Source organism: Streptomyces sp. KPB2 (assembly GCF_003950055.1).
GTDB lineage: Bacteria > Actinomycetota > Actinomycetes > Streptomycetales > Streptomycetaceae > Streptomyces > Streptomyces salinarius.
On the sequence record NZ_CP034353.1, the window covers coordinates 2,936,608 to 2,958,670 of the forward strand.

Genomic DNA, 22,063 nt, shown 5'->3' on the forward strand with positions numbered 1-22,063 from the left:
GTTCGCGGACCGGCGCGCAGATCCCTTCAGCGAACCGCAGGGTAGGACGCGGCGGGGGAAGCCGCCGGGTAGGGGGAGGGCACGGGGTCGGGTGCGGCGAGCAGGCTCGGCGGCCTGACCTCGTCGGCCGCCGACCACGAACTCAGGGAGAGCGGCGGAACCGCCTCCAGCGGACGTATCAGCGGGGACATGGCGGCGGCGCCGGCGGTCACCGGAGTGGTCAGTGCCCGCACCGCCTGCTGCCGTGCGTCGCCTCCGGCGGGGGCCGGCATCCCGGGCAGCAGCGGCGCGGCGGCCTTGGTGGGCGCGACGGGGGTGTCGCCCAGGGCCCGCTGGCCCTGCCCGAGCAGGGGGCCGCCCGTGCGGCGGCGCTGGCTCTCGGAGCCGGTGGCCGCCGCCGAGCCCGGGGTGCGCATCGGCGTCACGTTGCTGCCGCTGCCCGAGCCGCGGGCCTCGGTGGTGGTGTCCGGGGTGCCGAGGGTGACGCCGCCGAGTGCGATCGCGGCCAGCGACACCGCCCCGGCGGCGGCGAAGGCGAACCGCAGACCGCGCGAGGCCGAGCGCTCGGACTCCTGCCTGCCCACGTCGTGGATCCGGAAGCCGCCCCGCCCCTGGGAGGAGGCGGGCAGGACGGGGGCGTGCGACCCGGCGGGGACGTAGTCGAACTCGAAGCGCTCGCCCCGCCGCGTGCCGAAGACGCCGGCGTTCGCGGAGGCGCCGAAGCCACCGGGGAGCCCGGCGAACGGCGAGCCGCCGCCGTCCGTGTCACCGCCACCGGGAAGCCCCTGGAGGCGGGCCAGGAAGCTCTCGGACGGGGCCGGCGGGGCCGCTTCGGCGAACACGTTCTTCAACCGGCGCTGCGCGTCGACCTCCGCCTTGCACTTCGGGCAGGTCGCCACGTGCGCCAGCACGCGCTCACGCGCGTCATGACCGAGCTCTCCGTCCACCAGGGCGGAGAGTCGGTCTCCCAGATGCTGCTCTGCGAGGTGTCCCTCGGACTGAGGCCGTGATCCACTCACGCGCTCGTGCCCCCTCCTCCCAGTGCCGGGACGCCGGTCGCGAACGAGCGACGGTCGGCGCGCGCCTTCGGCGAACGGTGCGCGAGCGCCTTGCGGAGCTGGGAACGGCCGCGGTGGATGCGCGAGCGGACCGTGCCGAGCTTGACGCCGAGGGTCGCGGCGATCTCCTCGTACGACAGCCCCTCGATGTCGCACAGGACGACGGCGGCACGGAACTCGGGCGCGAGGGTGTCCAGGGCCTGCTGGACGTCCGCGTCGAAGTGGGCGTCGTGGAAAAGCTGCTGCGGGGTGGGCTCCCTGCTGGGCAACCGCTCGGCCGCGTCGTCGCCGAGCGCGTCGAAGCGGATGCGCTGCTTGCGGCGGACCATGTCGAGGAAGAGATTGGTGGTGATGCGGTGCAGCCAGCCCTCGAAGGTGCCCGGCGTGTAGGTCGACAGGGACCGGAAGACGCGGACGAAGACCTCCTGGGTGAGGTCCTCGGCGTCGTGCTGGTTGCCCGTGAGGCGGTAGGCGAGGCGGTAGACCCGGCCGCTGTGGGTGCTGACGATCTCCTCCCAGGAGGGCGGAGTCCACGCAGGCCCGTCCGCGTCGCCTGCGAAGGTCGCGGTCTGGCCGTGTCCCATGGGACCGTCGGCGTGGCGGTGGTCAGCAGCGGTGTCGTTCACGGATTTCGGCCTGCCTGCCGATCCGAGGAAGCGCCTCAGCACTCCGCCCCGATCCGCGGGTGCGGCCGCACCTCCCCTGTCGGCTCTGGTGGTGTCCAGTGGAGCCCCTACCATAGCCACCTCGCCCGTTAGCTCCGGATAAGCGGTTTTACGAGAATTTGATCTGGGCCGGTACGGCTCGTCCGGCCGCGTCGCCGCGTGCCCGGCGCTCCGGTCCATCGCCGCCCCCTCCCCCCTCGCGGCCCCGGCCGCTCGGTCGTCTCCTCGCCCGTCTCCTGCTTCCCCCTTTAAACGACTGGTCCCATCTGCGGGTTCCCGACGCCAACGGATACAGTCACGCCGAGGCAACGACGGGGACAGGAGAGGGTCATTACCGGCAACCGGCAGACGAGCTGGGCGTTCGCCGACGCCTATGTCGCCGAGGACGACGCGCTGCTCTGGGCACGCGACCGGGCCCGCGAGGCGGGCCTGCGCTCGGTGACCCCGGGCACGGGCTCCGCCCTGGGGTTGCTCGCCGCCGCCGTGGACGCCAAGGCGGTCGCCGAGATCGGCACCGGCTGCGGTGTCTCCGGGATCCATCTGCTGCACGGCATGCGGCCGGACGGCGTACTGACCACGGTGGACCCGGAGCCGGAACACCAGCAGTTCGCCCGCCAGGCCTTCCGGGCCGCGGGCTTCGCCAGCAACCGGGCCCGGTTCATCCCCGGCCGCGCCCTGGACGTGCTGCCCCGGCTCGCGGACGCCGGCTACGACCTCGTCTTCTGTGACGGCGACCGCCTGGAATACCTGGACTACCTCGCTGAATCGTTGCGCCTGCTGCGTCCCGGGGGTCTCGTCGCCTTCGAGGGCGTCTTCGGCGCCGGCCGCACGATCGACTCGGGGCCGCAGCCCACCGAGGTGCTGCGGGTGCGGGAACTGCTGCGCGCGGTGCGGGAGAGCCAGGAACTGGTGCCGTCCCTGCTGCCGGTGGGCGACGGGCTGCTGTGCGCCGTGAAGCGCTGAGGAATTGCGCGGAGGGCCGGGGAATGCCCGGGGCCCCCGGGGAATGCCGTCACAAAACAATCACCCCGGCACCAGGTGCGGTACCGGGGCGACTGAACGGGTATGGTCGCTCGCGCGTCAGCCGACGACCTTCTTGAGGGCGTCGCCGAGCGCGTCGGCCTCATCGGGGGTCAGCTCGACGACGAGCCGCCCGCCGCCTTCGAGCGGAACGCGCATGACGATGCCCCGCCCCTCCTTGGTCACCTCGAGCGGGCCGTCGCCCGTCCGCGGCTTCATGGCCGCCATGCTCGTTCCCCTTCCTGATACCAGCTCACCGTCACCGCCGACGGCCCCTGAGGGCACGCGCAATCCGGCCTGGACGCGCGACACCGGCATCGAACACATTGCTTCCCAGCCATTATCCCGCATCCCAGGACCCGATGACCAACATCGGTCGGCATCGCTTGGGCAACGCGCGCGAGCAAAACCACTCAATTCGGCGATGTGACTGCGATACTGCGCGCCCTCGCCCACTTCCGCCGAATGGATACGGACCGGAATTCTTTGACGCAGGTCACATCGCCCGGGCGATCCGTTCCCGGTGATCTCCGTCATGCTGAGTCCGGACACACGCCAGACACAGACCACTGCATGCCACTACGCGGAGGGGATCTCCATGGCCGACACCGTGCTCTACGAGGTGAGCGACGGGCTCGCGACGATCACGCTGAACCGCCCCGAGGCGATGAACGCGCTGAACATCGAGACCAAGGTCGCGCTCCGGGAGGCGGTGCGCTCCGCGGCGGCGGACGACGCCGTACGGGCGGTGCTGCTGACCGCGGCCGGCGATCGGGCGTTCTGCGTCGGCCAGGACCTCAAGGAGCACATCGGGCTGCTGGCCGCCGACCGGGAGACCGGCTCTGGCCAGACGATGAGCACGGTGGGCGAGCACTACAACCCGATCGTGCGGGCGCTCGCCGGGGCCGAGAAGCCGGTGGTCGCGGCGGTGAACGGCGTGGCGGCAGGGGCGGGCCTCGGTTTCGCCCTCGCGGCGGACTACCGGATCGTCGCGGACACGGCGTCGTTCAACACGTCCTTCGCGGGCGTGGCGCTCACCGCGGACTCCGGCATCTCCTGGACGCTGCCGCGCGTCGTCGGCCCCGGGCGCGCCGCCGACCTGCTGCTCTTCCCACGCAGCATCAAGGCGCAGGAGGCCTACGAGCTGGGCATCGCCGGCCGGGTCGTCCCCGCCGCCGACCTGCGCGCCGAGGCCGAGAAGACGGCGCGGGCGCTGGCCGAGGGTCCGACGGTGGCGTACGCGGCGATGAAGGAGGCGGTGGCGTACGGGCTGACGCACTCCCTCTCCGAGACGCTCGACAAGGAGGACGAGCTCCAGTCGCGGGCGGGGTCCTCGGAGGACCACGCGATCGCGGTGCGGGCATTCGTGGAGAAGACAAAGCCGAAGTACCTGGGCCGGTAGGCCCGGGGGGGGCCGACGTCACCTGCTGACGACGCCCGCGCCGCCTCGCCCGGGCCGCGCGACAGCCGAGGGCGAACGACCGCGCGGGGCAGTCACGCCGGTACGAACGCACGGCCGAGGGCCTGGGCGGATAGCGGGCGCACGGGGCCGGAGGCGGGCGCCCGGACCGGACAGGCAGCCGCCGGTGCACCGCCGGAGGCGGGCGGCCGGGCGAGGCACGCCCGCCGGTGCGGGCCTACCGCCCCAGTCCTGGACGGATAGCGGGCGTACGGGGCGGAAGCGAGCGACCGGGCGGGGCAGTCGCGCCGGTACGGCGCACGGCCGAGGGCCTGGGCGGATAGCGGGCGTACGGGTCCAGAGGCGGGCGACCGGGCCGGGCGGCAGACGCTGGCGGGATACGGCCGGAGGCGGGCGCCCGGGCCAGGCAGGCAGGCGACCGGGCGGGGCACGCCCGTCGGTGTCGGCCTACCGCCCCAGGCCTGGGCGGGTAGCCGGCGTACGGGCCGGAAGCGGGCGACCGGGCCGGGCGGCGGCCGTCGGAGGTGGGCCGCCGGTTGTGGGGACCGGTGGTTCAGGTGTGGCGGGCCACGCATCTCGCCAGGTGGTCGTCGACCAGGCCGCATGCCTGCATCAGGGCGTACGCCGTCGTCGGGCCGACGAAGCGCAGGCCCCGTTTCTTCAGGGCCTTGGACAGGGCCGTCGATTCCGGGGTGACGGCCGGGACGTCGGCGAGGGTCTTCGGGGCCGGTCGACCGGCCGGGTCCGGGGCGTGCGACCAGATCAGCTCGTCCAGGTCCCCGGCGGCCCAGCCGGCCAGCACGCGCGCGTTGGCGAGGGTCGCGTCGATCTTGGCGCGGTTGCGGATGATGCCGGCGTCGGCGAGCAGGCGCTCGCGGTCGGCGTCGGTGAAGGCGGCGACCTTGGCGATCTCGAAGCCGGCGAAGGCGCTGCGGAAGCCGGGACGGCGGCGCAGGATGGTGATCCAGGACAGGCCGGACTGGAAGGCCTCCAGGCTGAGCCGCTCGTACAGGGCGTCGTCGCCGTGGACCGGGCGGCCCCACTCCTCGTCGTGGTACGTGACATAGTCCTCGGTGGACAGCGCCCAGGGGCAGCGCAGAGCGCCGTCCGGGCCCGCGACGGCCTCCCCGGCGCTCACTGCTGGTCCTCCGGGGCCGGCTTGTCCATGACGACGTGGCGGTGGGCGGCCGCGGCCCGGGCGCCCGCCAGCGCGGACTCCAGGTCGGCGATCCGGGCGTCCCGCTCGGCCAGCTCGGCGCCGAGGCGGCCGAGGGCGTCGTCGACGTCCGCCATGCGGTAGCCGCGGACGACGAGCGGGAAGCGCAGCCGCTCCACGTCGCCGCGGCCCACCGGGCGGTCCGGGGGCAGCGCGTCCCGTACCCGCTCGGGCGCGGCCTCGGGCAGCGGCCCGCTGTCGCCGCCGCCCACCACGGCGAGCGTCACCGCGGCCACGACGACGGCCAGCGCGATGACGAGGAACAGGAACATGACCATCGCTGGCCCCCATGGTCGGGTCGGAGTCCGCGCCGAGTCGCAGTCGGTCGAGTCGGCGGAGTCGGTTGGATCGGAGTCGGTTGTGTCGGGTCCGATCGTGCCATGCGAGTCTGACAGTCGGGGCCGCGGCCGTCGAAGGACCGCGCACCCGAGGTCGAGAGCGGGACGAGAGAACGGGTATGGACGAGAAGATGTCACAGGGGACGCTCAGGCTGGGCAGGCGTGAGTTCACGGCGCACGAGCCGGTGATCATGGCGATCGTGAACCGGACCCCCGACTCCTTCTACGACCAGGGGGCGACCTTCCGCGACGAGCCCGCCCTCGCGCGCGTGGAGCACGCGGTGGCCGAGGGCGCCGCGATCATCGACGTCGGCGGGGTGAAGGCCGGCCCCGGGGACGAGGTGTCGGCCGCGGAGGAGGCGCGGCGGACGGTGGGCTTCGTCGCGGAGGTGCGGCGGCGCTTCCCGGACGTCGTGATCAGCGTGGACACCTGGCGGCACGAGGTCGGCGAGGCCGTCTGCGAGGCCGGGGCGGACCTGCTGAACGACGCGTGGGGCGGCGTCGACCCGAAGCTCGCGGAGGTCGCGGCCCGGTACGGCGTGGGGCTGGTGTGCACGCACGCGGGCGGCGCGGAGCCGCGGACACGGCCGCACCGGGTGACGTACGACGACGTCGTGGCCGACATCCTGCGGGTGACGCTGGGGCTGGCCGAGCGGGCGGTCGGGCTCGGGGTGCCGCGGGAGTCGGTGCTGATCGACCCCGGGCACGACTTCGGGAAGAACACCCGGCACAGCTTGGAGGCGACGCGGCAGCTCGGGGAGATGGTGGAGACGGGGTGGCCGGTGCTGGTGTCCCTGTCGAACAAGGACTTCGTCGGGGAGACGCTGGACCGGCCCGTGAAGGAGCGGGTGATCGGCACGCTCGCGACGACGGCGGTGTCGGCGTGGCTGGGGGCGCGGGTGTACCGGGTGCACGAGGTGGCGGAGACCCGGCAGGTCCTGGACATGGTGGCGACGATCGCCGGGCACCGGGAGCCCGCGGTGGCCCGGCGGGGGCTGGCGTAGGACCTCGCCCTCGTCCACGCCCCCGCCCGTGGCGGGCCCCCTAGCGGCCCGCCTCCTTGGAGACCAGGGCCACCGCCTCGTCCACGTCGTCCGTGACGTGGAAGAGGAGGAGGTCCTTCTCGGCGGCCTTGCCCTGGGCGACCAGGGTGCCCCGGAGCCAGTCGACCAGACCGCCCCAGTACTCGGAGCCGAACAGGACGATGGGGAAGCGGGTCACCTTCTGGGTCTGCACCAGGGTGAGTGCCTCGAACAGCTCGTCCAGGGTGCCGAGGCCGCCGGGCAGGACGACGAAGCCCTGCGCGTACTTCACGAACATCATCTTGCGGACGAAGAAGTAGCGGAAGTTCAGGCCGATGTCGACGTAGGGGTTGAGCCCCTGCTCGAAGGGCAGTTCGATGCCCAGGCCGACCGAGATGCCCTTCGCGTCCAGGGCGCCCTTGTTGGCCGCCTCCATGGCGCCCGGCCCACCGCCGGTGATGACGGCGAAGCCGGCCTCCACCAGGCCGCGGCCCAGCCGCACGCCCGCCTCGTACTCCGGTGAGTCCACCGGCGTCCGGGCGGAGCCGAAGACGCTGATGGCGGGCGGCAGTTCGGCCAGGGTGCCGAAGCCCTCGATGAACTCCGACTGGATGCGCAGCACCCGCCAGGGGTCGGTGTGGACCCAGTCCGTCGGGGCACGCTCGTCCAGCAGGCGCTGGTCCGTGGTGCTCTCCTGCACCTGGTCCCGCCGCCGGAGGACGGGGCCCATGCGCTGCTCCTCCGGTGGCCGCTTCTTGCCCTCGGGGTTGCCAGTAGCCATGCGCGCTCCCTCCAGTTGCAGGTTCTTCCACCTCAGCGTAGATCTACGCGGGTTACGTGCGAGGGACCTCAGCATGTCCGCCACGCTGCGACGTAAACCCGTCGCGACCGCCGTGGATCATGCCGTCAGCCAGGAGCGCAGCCGCTCCTCGCCCGCGAGGATCTTCGCCACCTCGACCCGCTCGTCGCGCTTGTGCGCCAAGTGCGGGTTGCCGGGGCCGTAGTTGACCGCGGGCACGCCGAGCGCCGAGAAACGGGAGACGTCCGTCCAGCCGTACTTGGGCTGCGGGGTGCCGCCCACCGCCTCGATGAAGGCCGCCGCGGCCGGGTGGGACAGGCCGGGCAGGGCCGCGCCGCTGTGGTCGTCGACCACGAACTCCGTCACCCCGCAGTCCGCGAAGACCTCGCGCACGTGGGCGAGGGCGTCCTCCGGACTGCGGTCGGGGGCGTAGCGGAAGTTGACGGTGACCACGCACTCGTCGGGGATGACGTTGCCCGCCACCCCGCCGGTGATGCCGACCGCGTTGAGGCCCTCGCGGTACTCCAGACCGTCGATCACCGGGTACCGGGGCTCGTACTCCGCCAGGCGCGCGAGGATCGGGGCGGCGGCGTGGATGGCGTTGGAGCCCATCCAGGAGCGCGCCGAGTGCGCCCGCTCCCCCGCCGTCTTCAGCAGCACCCGCAGGGTGCCCTGGCAGCCGCCCTCCACCTGGCCGTCGGAGGGTTCGAGGAGCACCGCGAAGTCGCCCTCCAGCCACTCGGGGTGCGCCTCGGCGACGTGCTTCAGGCCGTTCAGCTCGGCGGCGACCTCCTCGTTGTCGTAGAAGACGAAGGTCAGGTCGCGGTTGGGGGCGGGGACGGTGGCCGCGATGCGCAGCTGGACCGCGACGCCCGCCTTCATGTCGCAGGTCCCGCAGCCCCACAGCACCCCGTCCTCGTCCAGCCGGGAGGGTACGTTGCCGGCGATCGGCACGGTGTCGATGTGGCCGGCCAGGATCACGCGCTCCGCGCGGCCCAGCTCCGTACGGGCCACGACGTTGTTGCCGTACCGCTCGACCGACAGGTGGGGCAGGGCCCGCAGGGCGCTCTCGATCGCGTCCGCCAGCGGCTCCTCGGTGCCGCTCTCGGACGGGAAGTCGACGAGCCGCGCGGTAAGCTCCGCGGCGTCCAGCGTGAGGTCAAGCGGGGTATCGGCCATGGCCCCGACCCTAGCGCCCTGCCCTTTCGGGCAGTGTCCGTACCCGGGGGACACCGGACCCTACCCTCCAGTACCTTGTACGCGTGCTTCAGCCGTCCCCACCCCGCAAACGCCGTGGCCGCCTCGCCCGTTCGGGCGCCGCCTCCGTGGCTCTCCTCGCGGTCGCCGGTTATCTGGCGGTGCAGTACGTCACCGGAGGCGCGGGCGCTCCGGGCTGCAAGGTCGCCTCCGGCAAGGACGGCCGTACGACCTACGAGTTCACGCCGGAGCAGGCCGTGAACGCGGCGACGATCACCGCCGTGGGCACCGCGCGGGGGCTGCCGGAGCGGGCCGTGACGATCGCTCTGGCGACCGCGTTGCAGGAGTCGACGCTGCGCAACCTGGACTACGGCGACAAGGACTCGCTCGGCCTGTTCCAGCAGCGGCCCTCGTGGGGCTGGGGCACGCCGGAGGAGATCATGGACCCCGCGTACGCGGCGGGCGAGTTCTACGACCACCTGGTCAAGGTGCCGGACTATCAGGAGCTGCCGTTGACCGTCGCCGCGCAGCGCGTGCAGCGCAGCGGCTTCCCGGACGCGTACGCCAAGCACGAACCGGACGCCGAGCTGCTCGCCGCCGCGCTCACCGGACGGTCCGCGGCGACGCTGACCTGCGACGGGCGCCCCGGCTCGACTCCTCGGAAGGGGCCGGACGCGGTACGCGCGGCACTGGTGCGGGAGTTCGGGCACGCCGTGCTCGAACCGGCCGGCGCGGAGGTGTCCGACGGCAGCGGCGCCGACACGGGCGCCGCCCGTTCCGCGGGCGCCTCCGACGAGCGGACCGTGACGGTGCCCGTGACCGGCGGCGCCGGTGCGGGCGGACAGCGGGAGACCGAGCGGCGCGGCTGGCAGGTGGCGCACTGGGCGGTGGCCAACGCCTCCTCGCTGCACATCCAGCGGGTCACCTACGCGGGCCGGGAGTGGACCGCGGGCAACACCGACAGCAAGTGGTCACCGGCGGGCGGTGAGGGCACCAAGGGCGCGGAGCGGGCGGCCGGGCCGGTGCGGATCACGTCCGGCTGGTAGCGCGCCCGTACGAAACCGTCACCTTCGCGAGTGACCCGCGCCGGCGTGAGGTCGACGCGGGTCACGGGTTTGCGCGCCCTCACCCCCGAACGCGTCGGGGCCCAGGAAAATCAAGGGCCGTAAGGATTCAGCAGACTTTCCGACCGGCGCCCTTTTGCCCGTTTTTCTGTGCACCTGATAATGCGACGCATTACCAACTCTTTACGTTGGGCCGCCGCAACCTTCGTGGCTCTCGAGCGGTAGTCACTGCGTCCGAGCCCGGTCGATCACTCTCCGATCGCTTCCGGGCACGGTCGGATTTCCCATCGTTGACTTCCGTCGAAGGAGCATCATGTCCCTCCCCCTGACCCGCCGGATCGCCCGTGCCGCGCTGCTCGTCGCTGCGGGAGCGGCTGCCGGGGTCGGTGCGGCCGGCTCCGCCAGCGCGGCTCCCGAACTGCCGGCCACCCCGAACCTCGGGGGGCTGACCGCCCTGGACGGGGCGAACGTCGGCAACACCGCCGCCTCCGCGGCGCAGAACGTCACCGAGACCGCGGGCGACACCGGCGGCAAGGCCGTCAAGAAGGCCGTGCCGGCCGCGGGCAAGACCGGTGGATCGGCCGTCAAGAAGGCCACGCCGGCCGCGCAGGACGCCGCGGGGGGTGCGGCGGGTGCCGCCGGGGACATCGTGGGTGACACGGCGTCGACCGCGACGCAGGGTGGGCTGCCGACGGACGCGCTGGGTAAGGGCGGGCTGCCGGTTCAGGGTCTGCCGGTCGGCTGAGCGCCGGGCTTGAGCGGCGCGGCGCCGGGGTCTGGGGTTCCCAGGCCCCGGCGTTTTGCTTGCCTACGTCGGTGCGGTGGGCGTGTCTTGGCCGTGGTCCGGCGTCGGGGGCTGTGCCCACCCGTTCCGCCCTGCGGAACGACTGCCCACAGCCGGGGCGGGCGGGGCGGAACGACTGCCCACGGCCAGGGCGGGCGGGGCGGGGCGAGTGACCACAGCCGGGGCGGGGACTTACGCCTTCAGGCGGGATGCTGCTGATTGGATGCGTTCGTCTGTGGCCGTCAGGGCTACGCGGACGAAGTTCTCGCCTGCCGGGCCGTAGAAGGCGCCCGGGGCCACCAGGATGCCTCGGTCGGCCAGGTGGGCGACCGTGGTCCAGCAGGACTCGTCGCGGGTGGCCCAGAGGTAGAGGCTGGCCTCGCTGTGCTCGATGCGGAAGCCGTGGCCGAGCAGGGCCTCGCGCAGGACGGTGCGGCGGGCCGCGTAGCGCTCACGCTGGACGCGGACGTGCTCGTCGTCGCCGAGGGCCGCCACCACGGCCGCCTGGGTCGGCGCCGAGGTCATCATGCCGCCGTGCTTGCGGATCTCCAGGAGCGGGCCCAGGACGGCCGGGTCGCCGGCGAGGAAGGCCGCGCGGTAGCCGGCGAGGTTGGAGCGCTTGGAGAGGGAGTGGACGGCGACCAGGCCGTCGTACGAGCCGCCGTTGACGTCCGGGTGGAGGACCGAGACCGGGTCCGCCTCCCAGCCCAGCTCCAGGTAGCACTCGTCGGAGACGACGAGGACGCCGTGCTCGCGGGCCCAGGCCACGATCCGGGTCAGGTCGGCCTTGGAGAGGACCTTGCCGGTCGGGTTGGACGGGGAGTTGAGCCAGAGGAGCTTCAGGCCCGCCGGGTCCAGCTCGGTCGGGTCCTCGTACGCCTCGTACTCGGTGCGGGCCAGGCGGGCGCCGACCTCGTACGTCGGGTAGGCCAGGCGCGGGAAGGCCACCCGGTCGCCGGGGCCGAGGCCCAGCTGGGTCGGGAGCCAGGCGACCAGTTCCTTGGAGCCGACGATGGGGAGCACGTGGCGGTGGGTGACGTCGCGGGCGCCGAGCCGGCGCTCGACCCAGCCGGTGATCGCGTCGCGCAGGGCCGGGGTGCCCCAGACGGTCGGGTAGCCCGGGGAGTCCGCCGCGTCGACCAGGGCCTTCTGGATCAGCTCGGGCACCGGGTCGACCGGGGTGCCGACCGAGAGGTCGACGATGCCGCCGGGGTGGGCCGTCGCCGTCTTCTTGTACGGCTCCAGCTGGTCCCAGGGGAAGGTGGGAAGTCGGTCGGAGACTGCGGACACGGTGGGTTGCTCTCCCTCTGCTCGTCGGCGCCCGGTGCTGCGGCAAACGCCTCGGTCCCGTGCGGCGCCGATCGGGGTGAGCGGGCCGTACGGGACCGAGGCGGCGCGTGTGCGGGCCGCTCCTACTGGTTCTGCGGCGGCAGCGCGGCGACGAACGGGTGGTCGCGCTCGATCAGCCCCAGCTTGCTGGCGCCGCCGGGCGAGCCCAGCTCGTCGAAGAACTCGACGTTCGCCTTGTAGTAGTCCTTCCACTCCTCGGGAGTGTCGTCTTCGTAGAAGATCGCCTCGACCGGGCAGACCGGCTCACAGGCACCACAGTCGACGCATTCGTCCGGGTGGATGTACAAGGACCGCTGGCCCTCGTAGATGCAGTCGACCGGGCACTCCTCGATGCACGCCTTGTCCTTCACGTCGACACAAGGCTGCGCGATGACGTAGGTCACGCTGTCGTTCCTCCTCGATAGGGCGCTGGCGGGCCTCCGTAGGCTCCGCCGCCTGGCGCGCGGGAGCGCGGCGTCGTCGATGCCCGCCCCTAGTATCTCCGTTCCTGGGCATGATCCGAACAGGAGGGGTGGACAGACCCGTGGAAATCTCTGCCGCAGGGCGACTTGAGGTCCGTATCACCGCTGCTGACGTGGGCAAACGAGTCTCCGTACGGCGCTTGAGCGACACTGGTGTCGCAGGTGAGAGGTTCACCGACACGGTCGGTGTTCTCACATCATGGACCGATGGTGTGCTGCTGATCACACGAAAGAGTGGCGAGAGCGTCCGTGTCGCCGAGTCCGACCTGGTCGCCGGGAAGGTCGTGCCGGCCGCGCCCGCCCGTCGGCGCGGGCCCGCCGCGTCCTACGAGGAGCTGGCGCGGGTCGCCGCGCGGGCCTGGCCCCCGGTGGAGAGCGAGCGGCTCGGCGCGTGGGAGCTGCGGGCGGCCGGCGGCTTCACCCGGCGGGCCAACTCCGTGCTGCCGCTCGGCGACCCGGGACTGCCGCTCGACGAGGCGCTGACGGCCGTACGACGCTGGTACGGCGAGCGCGGGCTGCCCGCGTACGTGCAGACCGCCACCGGCGCCGCCGGCACGCAGGAGCAGCTGTGCGCGGAGCTGGAGCGGCGGGGCTGGGTGCGGGAGGTGACGGCGGAGGTGTGGACCGGCGGGCTCGCACCGGTCGCCGACCTGTCCGAGGGCGCCGGTGTGGTCCTCTCCCGCCAGGCGGACGAGGCGTGGCTGGCCCGGTACCGGCGCAGGGGTGTGAGCGAGGTGGCCCTGCGGGTACTGGGCGGGGGGCCGTCGGTGTGGTTCGCCACGGTGCCCGGTGCGGACGCGGACGCGGACGGCCCGGGTGTCCCGGCGGCGATCGGACGGTGTGTCGTGGACGGGCGCTGGGCGTCCTTCGCGGCCGTCGAGGTCGACCCCGCGCGGCGGCGCCGGGGGCTGGCGACCGCCGTGATGGCCGCGCTGGCCCGGCGGGCGCTCGACGAGGGCGCGTCGGCGGCGTGGCTCCAGGTGGAGACGGACAACGCCGGGGCCAGGGCGCTGTACGCCGGGATGGGCTTCGCCGCGCACCACGCCTACCACCACTACCGGGAGCCCGGGGACACCGCGACGGACCGGTAGCCGACCATCCCTCCCCACCTCGCCCCACCTCGTCTCGACAGCACTGTGAAAGGGCACGAGCCGGCCATGCCTCATCCTCATCCCCTCCGGCCCCCGTCGCCGGAACGTTCGGCCGAAGTGCGGCGGCGGTTCGCCGAGGAGGCGCGGTCCGAGCGGCCCGACCTGGCCACGCTGTGCCTGCTGGTGGGCGCGGAGGCGGACGGGGCGCTGGACGAGGCGGGACTGGACGCCGCGCAGGTGGAGCTGGACCGGCTGGCCGGTGAGCTGCCGTTCCGGCCGGGTACGCCGCGGGCCTGGGCCGAGGCGCTGCGGGACCTGCTCGGCGAGCGGTACGGCTTCCACGGGGTCGCAGCGGACTACCAGCGGCTGGAGTCGTCGTTGCTGCACGAGGTGCTGCGGCGGCGGCGCGGGCTGCCGATCCTGCTGTCGGTGGTGTGGCTGGAGGTGGCCCGGCGGGCGGGGGCACCGGTGTACGGGGTCGCGCTGCCGGGGCACTTCGTGGTCGGGCTCGGGGCCGAGGACGCGGCGGCCGGGGAACGGGTGCTCGTCGACCCGTTCGACGGAGGGCGGCTGCTCGGCGGGAAGGACGCGGAGGTGCTGGTCGCCGGGGCGACGGGGGCGGAGTTGCGGCCTTCGATGCTGGAACCCGCCGCGCCGTTGGAGGTGGTGTCCCGGGTGCTGAACAACATCCGGGCGTGGGCGGCGGGGCGGCCGGAGCAGTCGGCGGTGGGACTGTGGGCGATCGACCTGGCGCTGCTGTTGCCGGCGCATGCGGCCCGGTTGCGGTACGAGCGGGCGCGGTTGCTGGTGCAGCGGGGGGAGTTCCTGGCGGGGGCCGGGGAGTTGGAGGCGTACGCCGAGGTGGTGTCGGCGGTGGACGAGGCGGTCGCGGAGGAGGTGCGGGGGGAGGCGCGGGCGGCTCGGGCGATGCTGAACTGACCGTGGGGGCGCCGGGTGGGGGCGCTTGCCCGCGCTGACAGGGCGCCGCCTGCGCCCACCCTCCCCCACTCTCGGCTTCGCTCGAGCGGGGGGACCCCCATCGCCCCAGCGGCACGATTGCCCGCAGGTGTGCGGCAGGGGCGCCCCGCGGGTGCCGGGAGCCCCTGTCGCAGTCGTGGCTCGTGTCAGCTCGGGTTGGTGTCGATGACCGCCACCCGGTCTGTCTTGCTCTTCAGGGCCTGGCGCATGGCGCCGTAGACGTCCTGCGGGGTGACGGGCGTCTTGTCACCGTTGGCGCGGGTGATGAGCACGCCGTCGAAGGTCTGGCCGTAGAGCTCCTTGAGGGCGTTCAGGTCGGGCTTGTCGACCAGTTTGCCGTCGACGGCCGTGACCCTCAGGAACTTCCACAGCGACTTCTCGGGGCTGAGCGGAATCGAGTGGGCCGGGTCCGTCTGCACGGTCACGCGGGCCGACATCGCCGGCTCGGCGAACTCCTTCATCATCCGGTCGACCTCGGCCTTGGAGACCGTGGGCTGCTTGGTGGTCGTCGGCACGTTCACCCCGGTGGCGGTGCCCGTCTCCACCTGGGTGCGGTAAGCCGCCTGCACGGCCTCGGTCGACTTGGCGACGTCTATGCCCTTGCCGGCCTTGCCGTACACGGGGACGGCCTTGCCGGACTCGAACTTGATCGTGCCCTCGGTCACCGAACCGGCCCCGCCGGCGGCGTCCTCCAGGGCGGCGTGCAGCTTCTCCTCGTCGACGGGCATGACCGGCTCGACGACCCGCTTCTGGCCGAAGAGGGAACCGATCACGGACATCGGGTTGTAGTCGCTCGTCGCCGCGTTGCTGGCCGTGGCCTGTGTGTCGAGCTGGAGACCCGCCTGGTCGGGCTTGAGGGAGACGGTGTCGCCGCCCACGGTGAGCTTGAGCGGCTTGGCCGCGCGGGCGCCGAGGGCCTTGTCCAGCTTCTCCACGGCGTCGTCGCGGGTGCCGCCGCCGATGTCGACGCCGAGCACGGTGGTGCCCTTGGGCACGTCGGAGCGGTTCATGAGCAGGCCGGCGCCGTAGGTGACACCGGCGACCACGACCAGGCCGCCGACGAGCAGCGGGAGCTTCTTGCGCCCCTTCTTCTTGGCGGGCTTGGCGGAGCTCGCCGGGGGCGCGGAGACCGGCTCGGGCAGCTTGGGCGGCGTGTGCGGGAGCGGTCCGTCGCCGGGCGCGGCCCGGAACGGCTCGTCGCGCCCGCCCGGTACGACGGGGATACCGCTGGTGACGGTGTTGCCGGAGACGTTGTCCGGGTTGCCCATGCCGGGGGGAGCCGGCCGCTGCGGGGTGAGGATCGCGGTGTCGTCGCTGAGCCCGCCGCCGGGGCCGGGGCGGGTCGCGTCGGGACCCGCCGGCCTGCCGGGGCCACCCGGGCCGCCGGGACCACCGAGGCTCCCCGGGCCGCGCAGGCCGTTCGGGGCGGCCTCGCGCTGCCCGCCCGGAGCCCCGGGGCCGCCGAGATCGCCGGCCGGGGGCGGCGTCAGCCGGCTGTCGCCGGTGGCCGGGCCGCTCGTCGGACCGGCGGGGCCCTGGGGTCCGACGCCGTACGGGGACTGTCCGTTCAGGCCGTTGTGCTGCCCGCCGGAAGCGCCGGGGCCCTGGTCGGTGCCGCGCTCCCCCGCGAAGTCCGGCCGGTCGTCGCGGCCCGGTTCGCCCCCGGCGCCCGGCCGGGAGCCGTTGCCGTTGCCGATGCCGCCCAGCGGGCCGGCCGCCAGCGCCTCGGTCACGTCGAAGGAACCGGTGCCGCCGCCGTGGCCGGGCGCCACGGGCCCGCCGGTCGCACCGGAGCGGGCGGCGCCGGGTGCGCTCATGGAGCCGACGACGCCACCGGGACGGCCACTCCCGCCGCCCGGTCGCGCACCGGCACCGGAAGCACCCGCGGGACCCGTGCCCCGGGTGCCCGGCGCACCGGTGGCTCCCGGACCCGCGGCGGGCGCCGGCGAACCGCCCGGCAGACCGGCCCCGTTGGTGGAACCGCCACCTGGAGTGCCCTTGCCCTGACCCGACTTGCGGGGCGCGAACCAGTCGCTGGTCGGCTTCTCCTCGGCGGGCTGGGCGGACTGAGCGGGCTCGGCGGGGGCCTCGGGGGCGCCGCCCGCGGGCGCGGCGGCGCTCGACGCCGGCGCGGGCCGCTCACCCGTCGTGGTGGCCTCCGCGCCGTCGGCCGCGGCGTCCTCGCCGTCCGTGACGGGCTTGCGCACGACGACCGGCGGGATGGGCCGCGACCCGGGGATGTTGATCCGGATCCGGGTCGTCAGCGTCGTCTCGGTCTTGCGCTCCTCCGGCCGCGTGGCCGAACGGCCCGCGTCCGCACCGGCGTCGGAAGCCGTGGGTGTCCCGTAGGGCGGGGTGCCCGAGGGGTATGCGGCTCCGCCGCGCCCGTGCGGCCCGGAGGACGAACTGTCAGTTTCACGACTCAAGGCAGGTTCTCCCGATTGGCTCCGCCGCCCGTCACGCCATCAGCGGGCGGCTCGGCGGCGCGCACCACCATACTGGCCACTTCTCACGCGTATCCCGTGACCGCCGGGGAAACCCACACGGGACCCGCACGCCCGCGGCACGGCGAAGCGGTACGTCACTTGCGAAGTCGGGTGGAGTCGCCGTCCGGTTGCCGCACCGGCGCGAGGGTGGCGCAGATCACAGCGACGGCGATCCCGCCGAGCAGGAAGAGGTAGGACCCGGCACCGGCGGCGAAGAGGAAGTCGCCCTCCGGCCGGCTGGCGGTGAGCAGCACCGCGGCGAGCGCCCAGCCGAGGGCGGGTGCGACGGCCCCGCCCCGGCGCCCCACGGCGCGGCCCGCCCCGAGGCACAGTCCCGCCTCGGCGGCCAGGGCGAGCAGCAGCCCGCCCGGGAACCAGGCCGGCTGCAACAGCGCGCCCGCGGCGCCGATGACGGCCCCGAGCACGAAGAGCACCACGTACAGGAGGGCCCGGCCGGCCGAGGGCGGGCGCAGCGGCTGGGCGAGTGCGGAGCCCGCGGGCTCGTTGCGGCCGCTCACGGGGCCACCCCGTGCTCCGGGGTCGCGGTGACCCCGGCGAACAGGTCGCTCTCGCGTCCGTCGCCGGCGCCCCGCTCGCCGCGCACCAGTTCGTAGTACTCGGTGGTGAGGAGGGGCTGGGCCAGGTCGTTGGAGAGGACGAAGTACGGTTCGGCGACCGTGACCTGGGTGGCGTGCGCGCGCATCGCGGCGGCCTTGGCGGCGGCGTACGGGGTGCCGTCGCCGCGGATCTCGGTGGTGACCAGCGCGTCGTCGACGACGCCCGGTACGTCCTCGACCTCGGCCGCCTTGTCGAACGGCAGTCCGGGCAGCTCGTCCCGGAGCCGGGCGAAGGCGTCCTCGATGTGGGAGCGCGGCACGCGGTTCCAGTAGACCTTGGCGACGGGGCACCCGGCCTCGGCCGCCAGTTCCACCGCGCGCATGGCGATGCGGTGGGCCTGGATGTGGTCGGGGTGGCCGTAGCCGCCGTTCGGGTCGTAGGTGACGAGCACCTGGGGGCGCACCTCGCGGATGACGTCCACGAGCAGGGTGGCGGCCGCGTCGACGTCGGCCTGCCACAGGCAGCCGGGGTCGTCGTTGTCGGACAGCCCCATCATCCCGGAGTCGGCGAACCGCCCCGGCCCACCGAGCAGCCGGAAGTCGTCGACGCCGAGCGCGCGCATCGCGTCCGCCAGCTCGCCCCTGCGGTGACCGCCCAGGGCGGCGCCGGACAGATGGGCGAGCCCGGGCGGAATGACCTCGCCCCGCTCACCGAGGGTGCAGGTCACCAGCGTCACGTGCGCGCCCTCGGCCGCATACCGGGCCATGGTGACGCCGTTGTTGATCGACTCGTCGTCCGGGTGCGCGTGCACCAGCAGCAGACGCCGGCCGGGGAGATCCGTCATGCCCCCACCCTATGAGGCCCGGACCCCGTGCTCACGCCCGCACGGGCCGTACGGAACTGTCCGGGCCTTGTCCAGTGCCGTCGGCGCTGTCGTCGGCGTTGTTCCGGGTAGGGCACGGCCGTGCGACGCGGGAGCGAGGAGGGGTGCGACATGTCGGTGGACGCCGGGACGGACCAGGTCGACGAGCCGGGGTGGGAGGTGGACCCGGACGACGACTGGGCCCTGGCCGTGATCGCCACGGTGGGGCGGCAGCTCCGGCTGCGCCGGGAGGCGGCGGGGATGCGGGCTCCGGACTTCGCGGTGGCGATCGGGTACGGGGAGGACCTCGTGTACAAGGTCGAAGGCGGCAGGCGGATCCCGCGCCCCGAGTACCTGGACAGGGCGGACGAGGTGCTGGCCGCCGGCGGGATCGTCGCGGCGATGAAGGAGGACGTGAAGAAGGTCCGGTATCCGAAGAAGGTGCGGGATCTCGCGCAGATGGAGGCGCGGGCGGTGGAGCTGCAGCTCTACGACCCGGTGAACGTGCACGGCCTCCTGCAGACGCCCGAGTACGCCCGAGCGCTGTTCCGCATGCGGCGGCCTCGTTACCCGGAGGACGAGATCGAGCGGGGCGTGGCCGCGCGTACAGCTCGCAAAGCCGTCTTCGAGCGCGACCCGGCGCCCGAACTCGGTTTCGTGCAGGACGAGTGGACGCTCCGGCGGCGGCTCGGGGGAACCGAGGTGGTACGGCGGCAGCTGGAACACCTGCTGATGCTCGGGCAGTTGCCGAACGTCGAGATCCAGGTCATGCCGATGGACCGCGAGGAGCACGCCGGGGTGGACGGCGGCATCGAGGTCCTGAAGTTCGAGGACGGCACAGCGGTCGGCCGCTCCCCTGGCGTCGCCAACGGCCGCCCGGTGACCGACCTCAGGCAGGTCCGTATCCTCGAACTGCGGTATGGCATCATCCGGGCGCAGGCCCTCACCCCGCGTGAGTCGGCTGCCTTCATCGAGCAACTGCTGGGGGAGACATGATCCGCACGTCCTCGTCCACAGGACTGGTGTGGTCCAAGAGCAGCTACAGCAGCGGTGCGGAAACGGACTCCTGCGTAGAGGTCGCCCTCGACCCCGACACCGTTCACGTCCGCGACTCGAAGAACCGGCCGGACGCCGGCCCCCGGCTCGCGCTGGCGCCGGAGGCCTGGGTCCGCTTCGTGGCCGGCACGGTCAGAAGTTGATGCTTCCGATCATCCCCGCGATGTTGGTCGTCAGCTCGCTGATCGTGGGTGCGATCGTCGAGGAGGCCAGGTAGAAGCCGAGGAGCATGCACACCACCGCATGCCCCGCCTTCAAGCCTGACTTCTTGACGAGCAGGAAGACGATGATCGCCAGCAGCACAACCGCCGAAATCGAGAGTGCCACGGCGGCTCACCTCCAATGGGCCCAGGGACATGGGGGGGTCGGTCGCAGTCGGAGCTCGGGGCAGATAAATCCACGCAGCGGGCACCTGGTTGATACCCACTATGCGCTAGTGATCATAACTATCCGTGCGCGCGCATCTCTCGGCGCACGGCCGCACAAGGGGGCGCATGGCCAATATGGTCATGGCATGACGACCGAGTCCGACTCCTTCCCCAAACGGCACGCCCGCACCCAGCGGTTCACGCTCGGCGCGCCGCGTTCGTTCACCGTGGCACCCGATGGTTCACGGGTCGCCTTCCTGCGCTCCGGCACCGGTACGGACCGGGCCAACGCACTGTGGATCCTCGACATCGAGAAGGGCGGGGAGCGCGTCGCCGCCGACCCGCGCGCCCTGCTCGGCGGCGCCCAGGAGCGCCTGTCGCCCGAGGAACGGGCCCGGCGTGAGCGCAGCCGCGAGGGCGGTGCCGGGATCGTCGGCTACGCCACCGACGCGGCGGTCGAGCTGGCCTCATTCGCGCTGTCGGGGCGGCTTTTCGCGGCCGAGCTGCGGGTCGGCACCGCCCGCGAACTGTCCGTCCCCGGGCCGGTGATCGACCCCCGCCCCTCCCCCGACGGCCGGCACATCGCCTACGTCGCCGGAGGCGCCCTGCGCGTCGTGGGCGCCGAGGGGGACGGTGACAGGGCGCTGGCCGAGGCGGACGGCGAGGGCGTCACGTACGGGCTCGCCGAGTTCGTCGCGGCCGAGGAGATGGCCCGCAGCCGGGGCTTCTGGTGGAGCCCGGAGTCGGACCGGCTGCTGGTGGCGCGCGTGGACGACACGCCGGTGCAACGCTGGTGGATCTCCGACCCGGCCCACCCCGAACGTGATCCACACCACGTGCCCTATCCGGCGGCGGGCACCCCGAACGCGGACGTACGGCTGTTCGTCGTCGATCTCGACGGGGGGCGCACGGAGGTTCTCTGGGACCGGGCCCGGTATCCGTATCTGGCGCGAGTGCACTGGTCAGCGGCGGGTGCGCCACTGCTTCTCGTACAGGCGCGCGACCAGCGCAGCCAGCTCTACCTGGCGGTGGACACCGAGTCCGGCACGACCCGGATGGTGCACGCCGATGAAGATCCAACTTGGCTGGAACTCTTCCCCGGTGCGCCCTGCTGGAGCCCCTCGGGGCAGCTGGTGCGGATCGCCGACGAGGGCGGTGCCCGGGTGCTGGCGGTCGGTGAACGTCCGCTCACCGGAGCCCAGTTGCACCTGCGGGCGGTGCTGGACGTCGGCGCCGACGACGTGCTGGTCTCGGCCTCGGCGGGCGAGGAGGCGGCCGAGGACGAGATCGGCGAGGTGCACGTGTACCGGGTGAACGAACTCGGTGTGGAGCGCCTGTCGCAGGAGCCCGGCGTGCACTCGGCGGTGCGCGCGGGGGGCGTGACCGTCCTCGTGTCCGCCACCCTCGACCGGCCCGGGGCGCGGGTCCAGGTGCTGCGGGACGGGAAGCCGGCGGCGACCGTCGCCTCGTATGCGGAAGACCCCGGTTTGTCCCCGCGCGTGACCCTCACTCAGGGGGGCGCACGGCGTGTCCCGTGCGCCGTGCTTATGCCAACGGACTACCACGGTGACGCCCCCCTCCCCGTCCTCCTCGACCCCTACGGTGGACCGCACGGCCAGCGCGTCGTCGCCGCGCACAACGCCCACCTCACCTCCCAGTGGTTCGCCGACCAGGGGTTCGCCGTGGTCGTCGCCGACGGGCGGGGCACTCCGGGGCGCTCCCCCGCCTGGGAGAAGGCCGTCAAGGACGACGTGGCCGCCGTCGTGCTCCAGGACCAGGTGGACGCCCTCCAGGCCCTCGCCGCCGACTTCCCGCTGGACCTGAACCGGGTCGCCATCCGGGGGTGGTCCTTCGGCGGCTACCTGGCGGCGCTCGCGGTGCTGCGCCGGCCGGACGTCTTCCACGCCGCCGTGGTCGGCGCCCCGGTCACCGACCTCAGGCTCTACGACACCCACTACGAGGAGCGGTACCTCGGCGACCCCGGCGAGCAGCCGGACGTCTACCGCCGCAACTCGGTGATCGACGACGCCGGGCTGGTCGACGCCGTCGAGCCGCACCGGCCCATGATGGTCATCCACGGGCTGGCGGACGACAACGTGGTGGTCGCCCACTCGCTGCGCCTGTCCTCCGCGCTGCTGGCCGCCGGGCGGCCGCACGAGGTGCTGCCGCTGTCCGGCGTCACGCACATGACCCCGCAGGAGTCCGTCGCCGAGAACCTGCTGCTGCTCCAGGTGGACTTCCTCACGCGGTCGTTGCCCGCACCGGCGTAG

The 22,063-nt window shown here is 73.5% G+C and carries 23 protein-coding genes; 10 read left to right on the plus strand and 13 right to left on the minus strand.

The window, feature by feature from the left end:
• Window positions 1–26 precede the first annotated feature (26 nt).
• Both D1J63_RS12660 and sigE read right to left on the minus strand, forming a co-directional pair.
• Window positions 27–1,019 carry a zf-HC2 domain-containing protein gene (locus D1J63_RS12660; RefSeq protein WP_125628958.1) on the minus strand — a complete coding sequence of 331 codons (993 nt, stop codon included), beginning with the start codon at window positions 1,017–1,019 and terminating at the stop codon, window positions 27–29.
• Window positions 1,016–1,726 (minus strand): RNA polymerase sigma factor SigE, encoded by a 711-nt coding sequence (gene sigE, locus D1J63_RS12665; protein ID WP_241235551.1) that lies wholly within the window; start codon window positions 1,724–1,726, stop codon window positions 1,016–1,018. The genes D1J63_RS12660 and sigE overlap by 4 nt, the downstream gene beginning before the upstream one ends.
• Window positions 1,727–1,987: 261 nt before the next feature.
• Here sigE and D1J63_RS12670 point away from each other — a divergent pair, with 261 nt between their 5' ends.
• Window positions 1,988–2,686, plus strand: coding sequence for an O-methyltransferase (locus tag D1J63_RS12670; RefSeq protein ID WP_078884611.1), 699 nt, complete (start codon window positions 1,988–1,990; stop codon window positions 2,684–2,686).
• 117 nt (window positions 2,687–2,803) lie between these two features.
• Here the strand turns inward: D1J63_RS12670 and D1J63_RS12675 are convergent, their stop codons facing one another.
• A complete protein-coding gene (locus D1J63_RS12675; RefSeq protein WP_003966491.1) occupies window positions 2,804–2,971 on the minus strand; it encodes a DUF3117 domain-containing protein in 168 nt (55 codons plus the stop codon).
• Window positions 2,972–3,341: 370 nt separating this feature from the next.
• On the opposite strand from D1J63_RS12675, the gene D1J63_RS12680 reads away from it, so the two are divergent.
• Window positions 3,342–4,145, plus strand: a complete 804-nt coding sequence (locus D1J63_RS12680) for an enoyl-CoA hydratase-related protein (protein WP_125628960.1) — start codon at window positions 3,342–3,344, stop codon at window positions 4,143–4,145.
• Between the two features lie 571 nt (window positions 4,146–4,716).
• On the opposite strand, the gene D1J63_RS12685 is transcribed toward D1J63_RS12680, so the two are convergent.
• Both D1J63_RS12685 and D1J63_RS12690 read right to left on the minus strand, forming a co-directional pair.
• Window positions 4,717–5,301: a DNA-3-methyladenine glycosylase I gene (locus D1J63_RS12685; protein ID WP_125628961.1), complete on the minus strand. Its 585-nt coding sequence runs from the start codon at window positions 5,299–5,301 to the stop codon at window positions 4,717–4,719.
• Complete coding sequence (locus tag D1J63_RS12690; RefSeq protein ID WP_108989523.1) at window positions 5,298–5,657, minus strand: DivIVA domain-containing protein; 360 nt, start codon at window positions 5,655–5,657, stop codon at window positions 5,298–5,300. Before D1J63_RS12690 ends, D1J63_RS12685 begins: the two co-directional genes overlap by 4 nt.
• A 191-nt stretch (window positions 5,658–5,848) precedes the next feature.
• Between D1J63_RS12690 and folP the strand changes: the two genes are divergently transcribed.
• Window positions 5,849–6,721, plus strand: coding sequence for a dihydropteroate synthase (gene folP / locus D1J63_RS12695; protein ID WP_164713174.1), 873 nt, complete (start codon window positions 5,849–5,851; stop codon window positions 6,719–6,721).
• Between the two features lie 40 nt (window positions 6,722–6,761).
• Here the strand turns inward: folP and D1J63_RS12700 are convergent, their stop codons facing one another.
• Complete coding sequence (locus tag D1J63_RS12700; protein WP_102931440.1) at window positions 6,762–7,520, minus strand: TIGR00730 family Rossman fold protein; 759 nt, start codon at window positions 7,518–7,520, stop codon at window positions 6,762–6,764.
• A gap of 117 nt (window positions 7,521–7,637) precedes the next feature.
• Entirely contained in the window at window positions 7,638–8,717 is a 1,080-nt protein-coding gene (gene dapE / locus D1J63_RS12705) for a succinyl-diaminopimelate desuccinylase (RefSeq protein ID WP_125628963.1), read from the minus strand.
• Between the two features lie 83 nt (window positions 8,718–8,800).
• Here dapE and D1J63_RS12710 point away from each other — a divergent pair, with 83 nt between their 5' ends.
• Both D1J63_RS12710 and D1J63_RS12715 read left to right on the plus strand, forming a co-directional pair.
• Complete coding sequence (locus D1J63_RS12710; protein WP_125628964.1) at window positions 8,801–9,781, plus strand: heavy metal transporter; 981 nt, start codon at window positions 8,801–8,803, stop codon at window positions 9,779–9,781.
• A gap of 331 nt (window positions 9,782–10,112) precedes the next feature.
• Window positions 10,113–10,544 carry an ATP-binding protein gene (locus D1J63_RS12715; protein ID WP_102931443.1) on the plus strand — a complete coding sequence of 144 codons (432 nt, stop codon included), beginning with the start codon at window positions 10,113–10,115 and terminating at the stop codon, window positions 10,542–10,544.
• A 231-nt stretch (window positions 10,545–10,775) separates the two neighbouring features.
• Here D1J63_RS12715 and D1J63_RS12720 read toward each other — a convergent pair whose 3' ends face one another.
• Both D1J63_RS12720 and fdxA read right to left on the minus strand, forming a co-directional pair.
• Entirely contained in the window at window positions 10,776–11,873 is a 1,098-nt protein-coding gene (locus D1J63_RS12720; RefSeq protein WP_125628965.1) for a bifunctional succinyldiaminopimelate transaminase/glutamate-prephenate aminotransferase, read from the minus strand.
• 122 nt (window positions 11,874–11,995) lie between these two features.
• The gene (gene fdxA, locus D1J63_RS12725) at window positions 11,996–12,316 is read right to left on the minus strand and encodes a ferredoxin (RefSeq protein WP_003973842.1); all 321 of its coding nucleotides are present in this window, start codon (window positions 12,314–12,316) and stop codon (window positions 11,996–11,998) included.
• A gap of 140 nt (window positions 12,317–12,456) precedes the next feature.
• On the opposite strand from fdxA, the gene D1J63_RS12730 reads away from it, so the two are divergent.
• Window positions 12,457–13,485 (plus strand): GNAT family N-acetyltransferase, encoded by a 1,029-nt coding sequence (locus D1J63_RS12730; protein ID WP_125628966.1) that lies wholly within the window; start codon window positions 12,457–12,459, stop codon window positions 13,483–13,485.
• A 66-nt stretch (window positions 13,486–13,551) separates the two neighbouring features.
• Window positions 13,552–14,424 carry a transglutaminase-like domain-containing protein gene (locus tag D1J63_RS12735; protein WP_125628967.1) on the plus strand — a complete coding sequence of 291 codons (873 nt, stop codon included), beginning with the start codon at window positions 13,552–13,554 and terminating at the stop codon, window positions 14,422–14,424.
• Window positions 14,425–14,609: 185 nt separating this feature from the next.
• Here D1J63_RS12735 and D1J63_RS12740 read toward each other — a convergent pair whose 3' ends face one another.
• The 3 genes from D1J63_RS12740 to mshB form a co-directional block, all read right to left on the minus strand.
• Window positions 14,610–16,889 (minus strand): hypothetical protein, encoded by a 2,280-nt coding sequence (locus D1J63_RS12740; RefSeq protein WP_125628968.1) that lies wholly within the window; start codon window positions 16,887–16,889, stop codon window positions 14,610–14,612.
• 155 nt (window positions 16,890–17,044) lie between these two features.
• Complete coding sequence (locus D1J63_RS12745; RefSeq protein WP_125628969.1) at window positions 17,045–17,467, minus strand: DUF6113 family protein; 423 nt, start codon at window positions 17,465–17,467, stop codon at window positions 17,045–17,047.
• Window positions 17,464–18,351 carry an N-acetyl-1-D-myo-inositol-2-amino-2-deoxy-alpha-D-glucopyranoside deacetylase gene (gene mshB, locus D1J63_RS12750; RefSeq protein ID WP_125628970.1) on the minus strand — a complete coding sequence of 296 codons (888 nt, stop codon included), beginning with the start codon at window positions 18,349–18,351 and terminating at the stop codon, window positions 17,464–17,466. Before mshB ends, D1J63_RS12745 begins: the two co-directional genes overlap by 4 nt.
• 150 nt (window positions 18,352–18,501) lie before the next feature.
• On the opposite strand from mshB, the gene D1J63_RS12755 reads away from it, so the two are divergent.
• Together D1J63_RS12755 and D1J63_RS12760 are read left to right on the plus strand one after the other, a co-directional pair.
• Window positions 18,502–19,365 (plus strand): helix-turn-helix transcriptional regulator, encoded by an 864-nt coding sequence (locus tag D1J63_RS12755; RefSeq protein WP_125628971.1) that lies wholly within the window; start codon window positions 18,502–18,504, stop codon window positions 19,363–19,365.
• Window positions 19,362–19,568, plus strand: a complete 207-nt coding sequence (locus D1J63_RS12760; protein ID WP_125628972.1) for a DUF397 domain-containing protein — start codon at window positions 19,362–19,364, stop codon at window positions 19,566–19,568. Before D1J63_RS12755 ends, D1J63_RS12760 begins: the two co-directional genes overlap by 4 nt.
• Here D1J63_RS12760 and D1J63_RS12765 read toward each other — a convergent pair.
• Window positions 19,558–19,752 (minus strand): hypothetical protein, encoded by a 195-nt coding sequence (locus tag D1J63_RS12765; RefSeq protein ID WP_030145837.1) that lies wholly within the window; start codon window positions 19,750–19,752, stop codon window positions 19,558–19,560. The genes D1J63_RS12760 and D1J63_RS12765 overlap by 11 nt on opposite strands.
• A 187-nt stretch (window positions 19,753–19,939) precedes the next feature.
• Between D1J63_RS12765 and D1J63_RS12770 the strand changes: the two genes are divergently transcribed.
• A complete protein-coding gene (locus D1J63_RS12770; protein ID WP_125628973.1) occupies window positions 19,940–22,063 on the plus strand; it encodes a prolyl oligopeptidase family serine peptidase in 2,124 nt (707 codons plus the stop codon).

Bases quoted from the DNA above. Each gene is read 5' to 3' on its own strand.
- D1J63_RS12715 (WP_102931443.1), top strand. From the start codon at position 10,113: ATGTCCCTCCCCCTGACCCGCCGGATCGCCCGTGCCGCGCTGCTCGTC.
- D1J63_RS12700 (WP_102931440.1), bottom strand. From the start codon at position 7,520: ATGGCTACTGGCAACCCCGAGGGCAAGAAGCGGCCACCGGAGGAGCAG.
- D1J63_RS12735 (WP_125628967.1), top strand. From the start codon at position 13,552: ATGCCTCATCCTCATCCCCTCCGGCCCCCGTCGCCGGAACGTTCGGCC.
- D1J63_RS12680 (WP_125628960.1), top strand. From the start codon at position 3,342: ATGGCCGACACCGTGCTCTACGAGGTGAGCGACGGGCTCGCGACGATC.
- D1J63_RS12760 (WP_125628972.1), top strand. From the start codon at position 19,362: ATGATCCGCACGTCCTCGTCCACAGGACTGGTGTGGTCCAAGAGCAGC.
- D1J63_RS12675 (WP_003966491.1), bottom strand. From the start codon at position 2,971: ATGGCGGCCATGAAGCCGCGGACGGGCGACGGCCCGCTCGAGGTGACC.
- D1J63_RS12755 (WP_125628971.1), top strand. From the start codon at position 18,502: ATGTCGGTGGACGCCGGGACGGACCAGGTCGACGAGCCGGGGTGGGAG.
- D1J63_RS12690 (WP_108989523.1), bottom strand. From the start codon at position 5,657: ATGGTCATGTTCCTGTTCCTCGTCATCGCGCTGGCCGTCGTCGTGGCC.
- folP (WP_164713174.1), top strand. From the start codon at position 5,849: ATGTCACAGGGGACGCTCAGGCTGGGCAGGCGTGAGTTCACGGCGCAC.
- D1J63_RS12770 (WP_125628973.1), top strand. From the start codon at position 19,940: ATGACGACCGAGTCCGACTCCTTCCCCAAACGGCACGCCCGCACCCAG.
- mshB (WP_125628970.1), bottom strand. From the start codon at position 18,351: ATGACGGATCTCCCCGGCCGGCGTCTGCTGCTGGTGCACGCGCACCCG.
- dapE (WP_125628963.1), bottom strand. From the start codon at position 8,717: ATGGCCGATACCCCGCTTGACCTCACGCTGGACGCCGCGGAGCTTACC.